Raw genomic sequence first — 6000 nt, 5'->3', positions numbered from 1 at the left:
CCTCCCGACCTCCCATTCAGGGTACACTCGTGGGAGGTCGGGAGGGGGAGAGGGCCGGTGCCGCGCTCGACCGGCAGGTCGAGTCTGACAGACAAGCACCCCCCATCCCGGTTGACACTGGTTGACACAGGTCAGGGGTCGCCGCCGCGCGCCTGGTCCCGCTCCGGCGCGTTCTCCGTTTCCGCGCCGCGCTCCATCTCGCCCGCCTCCGCCCGTTCCGCCCCGCCCGGCTCCCCGTCCGTCCCGAACAGCCGGTCGGCGAGCCCGCTATGCTCGGCGCGCAGCCATTGCTCCTCGGTCCACTCCTCCGCCGCCGCCGGATCGAGATCGGAAATGTCGACCTCCTCCGGCCGCATCGCCATCAGGCGCTTGTACGCGATCAGCGCATCGGCGGCCTCCTCCTCGCTCGCGAAACGGGCCAGCGGATCCGGGGCGGCCGAGAGCGGGGCGGATCCCGGTGCGCACAGCCCCGGATAATCGCGCTTGTCCCAGCCCAGCTCCGCGCTGTCCGCGATGCAGGCGAGCAGCTCCGCGCGATCCGGCGGCCCGCCCCCGGCCCGCACCGTCTCGTCGGGATCGATGCAATCGAGCAGCGCTTCGAAATGCAGTTCGCTCTGCCGCGCGGGCCGGGCGGCGAACGTCCCGTCGTCGCAGCGCCGGTCCGCCCGGTTCAGCATATGGCGCAGCATCGTCCCGTCGGGCTTTGTCCGCTCGACCAGCGCGCCATCGACGACGATCTCTTCCCTGACCCCGAGCGTCGCCCGCTCCATGCAGATATCGACGAGCGCATCGCGATGGCGCAGCATCGCCCCCTGCCAGGCGCGGGCGAACGCCGCGTCCCGCGCGCGCAGCGCGTAAACCGATTGCCGCGACATATCCATCTCCCGGCACACGCCGAGCACATTGCCCGTGTCGGCGAGGCGGGAGAGGAAATAGCGCTGGCGGGCGGGCGTCCATCCGGGATCGGCGGGCTCAGCGCGGGCGGGGAGGGGTGCCTCCTCCTGAACCGTTAGCCCTGAGCTTGTCGAAGGGTGTCTATCGGCGGAGGGCCGTGCTTCGACAGGCTCAGCACTAACGGATGTTTTGGAGGGTTCGGGGCTTTGCCGGTTTTCGTGATGCGTCATCCGACAGGGTAGGTCAGATGATCTCCTACATTGCAAGGGGACTTATTATTCTGCCCCGTTGCTGTTCCAAATAGGAAGCACTTGGCCGCTACATTGACAGCCGATAAAGTTTCGCCATTAACTGAGGCATGACTGGACTAAACCGTACTTTTCTAAAGCTCTCCGTGAGTGAATCGGAGAAAAACCGAGAATATTGGATTCGAAAGTATGCGACTTCAGAATCAATGCGTCGAGCAGACGTTCTCCTTCTACCGTGGGAAAATTTCAGGGAAGGTCATGAGGCTTTGTATCCGACCGGCACGTCGGAGCTTTTTCACGCTCTTTCAAAGGCAGCGGATATTACTGTTGGCATCGCTGTTAGCGAGGAGAAATTTGTCGAGCTATCAATGCATGCGAAGTCTTGGCGGCTCGGAACTATACTCGTCTACTACGTAATGTTGCCTGCAACCGCAGCGGTGCTTGCCACTGAGATTTCTCGGACGATACAGGGCAGCGAAGCAGATAAAGTTGAGCTAGAGATAATCGTAGAAGGCCACAATGGTCAGTGCATCTCTATCGACTATGAGGGACCGGCAGGAGAAGCAATCGAGACCATTTTGGATAGTGCGAACAAATGTATCGAATCTGGGGATCTAACAGTTGAACCAATCGAAAATCCCAGCGAGTGACGCCACAGATTTTTGCGAACGCATTGCATCTGAGATTGCAAACGAGGACATAGATTTCTGGAAGCTTCTTATCGAAGAGATCGGTGTCGCCCTTAAAGATAAGCAGGCCTCAGGATCACCGGAAAACGCAAACTTCCTCTGGCACATACGGACTGTATGCATCGTTATTTGTGACTATCTGAACACTTTTGAAAAATTGAAGAATGGAGAATATCGAGAAGCATGGGACAGGCTAGAACAGATTGAAATAGCGATATCAGCCGTAAAATATAACCAGATATCTGACGTCTTTTTCTACCAGCTAGAATTCATAAAAGATCGAGTTCAAGATTGGCAGGAACTCTATCCATATAAAGTTTTTGCCAGTCCCGAATTCATCATAGAAAAAGCAGAATGTTCAATTTGCGGATTGTTGGTCACGCCGTGGTCCCCGTGCGAACATATACCAAGAAAAGTCTATAACGGAGAAATGTGCACGCGCATAATTAGAGGTGCAAAGTTCATTTCTATAGCGCTCGTTCTAGACCCGGTTCAGAAATATTCTGTGCTAACTATACCTGGGCCTGATGGCGAGGACACCATGGATTACCGGCTTGTTGAAACTGTCATTAATTCGCTTAAATCGCCATTCGATGGATGGAGTTTAGTAAAAACTACTAGAAGGATTCCGCACAAATATTTTGAGGCAGATAGAGGTGATCCCTGTCCTTGCGACTCTGGAAAGGAATACGAACACTGCTGCATGCACATGAGCGGAGTGATTCGTCCTCATTTTGATGTTATTGGCCTTACTGAATTAGATAACGGTGAGAGTGGTTTCCAAAAATTTTTCGGCAAAGATGAAGTGCATGATCTCAATCGGCAGGGTATTTAATCACGCATCGATCATATGTTGAATGTTGCGTGATGTGCCCATCTGGCACTCTATTTGCTGGTTTCTCACTGCCTACCTCAATAAGCGCCTATAACTTCCGCCTACGCCAAGGCTTCGGCGGACAAGCCCCTATCCCGTCAGCATCCCTTTGAGATACTCCCCGGTATAACTCCCCTTCGTCTTCGCGACCTCCTCCGGCGTGCCCTCGGCCACAATCGTCCCGCCCTTGTCGCCGCCCTCAGGCCCAAGGTCCAGGATATGATCCGCCGTCTTGATCACATCCAGATTGTGCTCGATCACGACCACCGTATTCCCCTGCTCGACCAGCGCGTGGAGCACCTCGAGCAGCTTCCGCACATCCTCGAAATGCAGGCCCGTGGTCGGCTCGTCCAAAATGTAGAGCGTCTGGCCGGTCGCGCGCTTCGACAGCTCTTTCGACAGCTTCACGCGCTGCGCCTCGCCGCCCGACAGCGTCGTCGCCTGCTGGCCGACCTTTATGTACCCCAATCCGACGCGCTCGAGCATCGCCATCCGGTCGCGGATCGGCGGGACGGCCTTGAAGAATTCATGCGCATCCTCGACCGTCATGTCGAGCACGTCGGCGATGCTCTTGCCCCTGAACTTCACCTCCAGCGTCTCGCGATTATAGCGCGCGCCGTGGCAGACGTCGCAGGTGACATAGACGTCGGGCAGGAAGTGCATCTCGATCTTGAGGACGCCGTCGCCCTGGCAGGCCTCGCAGCGGCCGCCCTTGACGTTGAAGCTGAAGCGGCCGGGCTTGTATCCGCGCGCCTGCGCCTCGGGGAGGCCGGCGAACCAGTCGCGGATCGCGGTGAAGGCGCCGGTATAGGTGGCGGGGTTGGAGCGGGGCGTGCGGCCGATCGGCGACTGGTCGATATCGATGACCTTGTCGAGAAACTCCAAGCCTTCGAGCTTGTCGTGCTTGCCGGCGACGATGCGTGCGCCGTTGAGCGTGCGCGCGGCGGCGGCGTAGAGCGTGTCGATGGTGAAGGTGGATTTGCCCGAGCCGCTGAGGCCGGTGACGCAGGTGAAGGTGCCGAGCGGGATGCTGGCGGTAATCGATTGCAGATTGTTGGCGGTCGCGCCCTTCACGGTCAGCTTCCTGCCCGTGCCCTTGCGGCGCTTTGCGGGGACGGCGATTTCCTTGCGGCCGTTCAGATAGTCGGCGGTGAGGCTCTTTTTCGCGCGCAGGATCTGGTTCAGCGTGCCCTGCGCGACGACCTCCCCGCCATGGACGCCCGCGCCCGGGCCCATGTCGACGATATGATCGGCATGGCGGATCGCGTCCTCGTCATGCTCGACGACGATGACCGTGTTGCCGAGATCGCGGAGGCGCTTGAGCGTAGCGAGAAGCCGGTCGTTATCGCGCTGATGGAGGCCGATGCTCGGTTCATCCAAAACGTACAAAACGCCGGACAATCCTGAACCTATTTGGCTCGCTAGGCGAATGCGTTGTGATTCCCCGCCGGACAAGGTGCCGGACGAGCGGTCGAGATTGAGATAGTCGAGGCCGACGTTATTCAGAAAGCCCAGCCGCTCGACGATTTCCTTGAGGATGGGCGTCGCGATCTGGAGCTGGGTTTCGGAAAGCTTCTCCGGCAGCGCCTCGAACCAGGCCAGCGCCTGGCCGACCGGGCGGCGCGCGCTCATCGAGATATCCTCGCCGCCGAGCTTGACCGCCAGCGCCTCGGGCTTCAGCCGCGCGCCGCCGCACACCTCGCAGGGCGCGGCGGTCTGGAACTTGCCGAGCTCCTCGCGCATCCAGGCGCTCTCGGTCTGCATCATCCGGCGGTTCAGGTTGCCGATAACGCCCTCGAACGGCTTCTTCACGTCGTAGGATTTGCGCCCGTCCTTGAAGCTGAGCGTGATCGGCAGACCCTGCGTCCCGTGCAGCACGACGTCGCGATGATGCTCGCTGAGTTCGTTCCAGGGCGTGTCGAGCGAGAATTCGAAGTGCCGCGCGACGCTGCCGAGCACCTGCATGTAATAGGGGCTGGGCGGGTTGGACTTGGCCCAGGGGACGACCGCGCCTTTCTTCAGGGAGAGTTCCCCGTTCGGCACGACGAGCTCGATATCGAATTCGAGCTTCTCGCCGAGCCCGTCGCAGGCCGGGCAGGCCCCCTGCGGCGCGTTGAAGGAGAAGAGCCTGGGCTCGATCTCCTCGATCGTGAAGCCGGACACCGGGCAGGCGAATTTCTCGGAGAAGACGATGCGGTTGTCGGCCAGGCCCGTGCCCTTCATCTTCCCGCCGTCCGTTTCGCCGTCCTCGCGCCCCGGCACGACGGCGTCCGCCAGGTCCACATAAGCGAGGCCGTCGGCGAGCCGGATCGCCGTCTCGAAACTGTCGGCCAGCCGGGTCTCCATGCCCTCGCGCACGACCAGCCGGTCGACCACCACTTCGATGTCATGCTTGAACTTCTTGTCGAGCGCCGGAGCGTCCTCGATATCGTGGAATTCGCCGTCGACGCGGACGCGGGTGAAGCCGGCTTTCTGCCACTCGGCCAGCTCCTTGCGATATTCGCCCTTCCGCCCGCGCACGACCGGGGCGAGCAGGTAGAAGCGCGTGCCCTCCGTCAAGGCCATCACCCGGTCGACCATCTGGCTGACCGTTTGGGCTGCGATCGGTTCGCCGGTCGCGGGGCTGTAGGGGATGCCGGCGCGCGCCCATAGCAGCCGCATGTAATCGTAGATCTCGGTGACCGTCGCGACGGTCGAGCGCGGATTGCGGGACGTCGTCTTCTGCTCGATCGAGATCGCCGGGCTGAGCCCCTCGATATGCTCGACATCGGGCTTCTGCATCATCTCGAGAAACTGCCGCGCATAGGCGGAGAGCGACTCCACATAGCGCCGCTGTCCCTCGGCATAGATGGTGTCGAAGGCGAGGGACGACTTGCCCGAGCCGCTGAGGCCCGTGATCACGATCAGCCTGTCGCGCGGCAGGTCTATGTCCACGCCCTTGAGATTATGCTCGCGCGCGCCTTTGACGCTTATCTTCGTCAGCATTCGGAACACCGATGCGTCGTGATTTCCGTGGGACTCATGGGTCGGGCTTGTTCCATATTTGTTCTTGCGGGGCAAGGCGCGAATCGGGCGGGGCGGGAAGAGACGGAATGCGCAATATAGGGCGCGCCGGGCTTTCGCCAATTGCCCGATGGTGCAGGCGGGCAAAGGGGGCGACCTACAAATAATCGCTTGCGCCCCGCCGCGTCGGCTGGCAGCGTATTATACAAGCAATACACTTGGGGCCGTTTGGGCTTGCCCCGGTCGGCAATCCGGCCGCCCAGGCAGATGTCGCAATAGCGATCGGTCCCCA

General features: G+C 60.5%; 4 protein-coding genes. 2 read left to right on the top strand and 2 right to left on the bottom strand.

What is annotated here, in order from left to right:
- Positions 1 to 131: 131 nt before the first annotated feature.
- Positions 132 to 875 (bottom strand): hypothetical protein, encoded by a 744-nt coding sequence (locus ACTS1X_RS10275; RefSeq protein WP_442614300.1) that lies wholly within the window; start codon positions 873 to 875, stop codon positions 132 to 134.
- A gap of 413 nt (positions 876 to 1288) precedes the next feature.
- Between ACTS1X_RS10275 and ACTS1X_RS10270 the strand changes: the two genes are divergently transcribed.
- Together ACTS1X_RS10270 and ACTS1X_RS10265 are read left to right on the top strand one after the other, a co-directional pair.
- On the top strand, positions 1289 to 1792 hold the full coding sequence (locus ACTS1X_RS10270; RefSeq protein ID WP_442614299.1) for a hypothetical protein: 504 nt from the start codon (positions 1289 to 1291) through the stop codon (positions 1790 to 1792).
- Positions 1764 to 2666 (top strand): YecA family protein, encoded by a 903-nt coding sequence (locus ACTS1X_RS10265; RefSeq protein ID WP_442614298.1) that lies wholly within the window; start codon positions 1764 to 1766, stop codon positions 2664 to 2666. Before ACTS1X_RS10270 ends, ACTS1X_RS10265 begins: the two co-directional genes overlap by 29 nt.
- A 129-nt stretch (positions 2667 to 2795) precedes the next feature.
- Here the strand turns inward: ACTS1X_RS10265 and uvrA are convergent, their stop codons facing one another.
- Positions 2796 to 5690, bottom strand: a complete 2895-nt coding sequence (gene uvrA, locus ACTS1X_RS10260) for an excinuclease ABC subunit UvrA (RefSeq protein WP_442614297.1) — start codon at positions 5688 to 5690, stop codon at positions 2796 to 2798.
- Positions 5691 to 6000: the final 310 nt, after the last annotated feature.

The organism is Parasphingopyxis sp. (assembly GCF_052168275.1).
Lineage (GTDB): Bacteria > Pseudomonadota > Alphaproteobacteria > Sphingomonadales > Sphingomonadaceae > Parasphingopyxis.
Note: the sequence above shows the minus strand (reverse complement) of the source record. Positions and strands in the feature narration are given on the sequence as shown.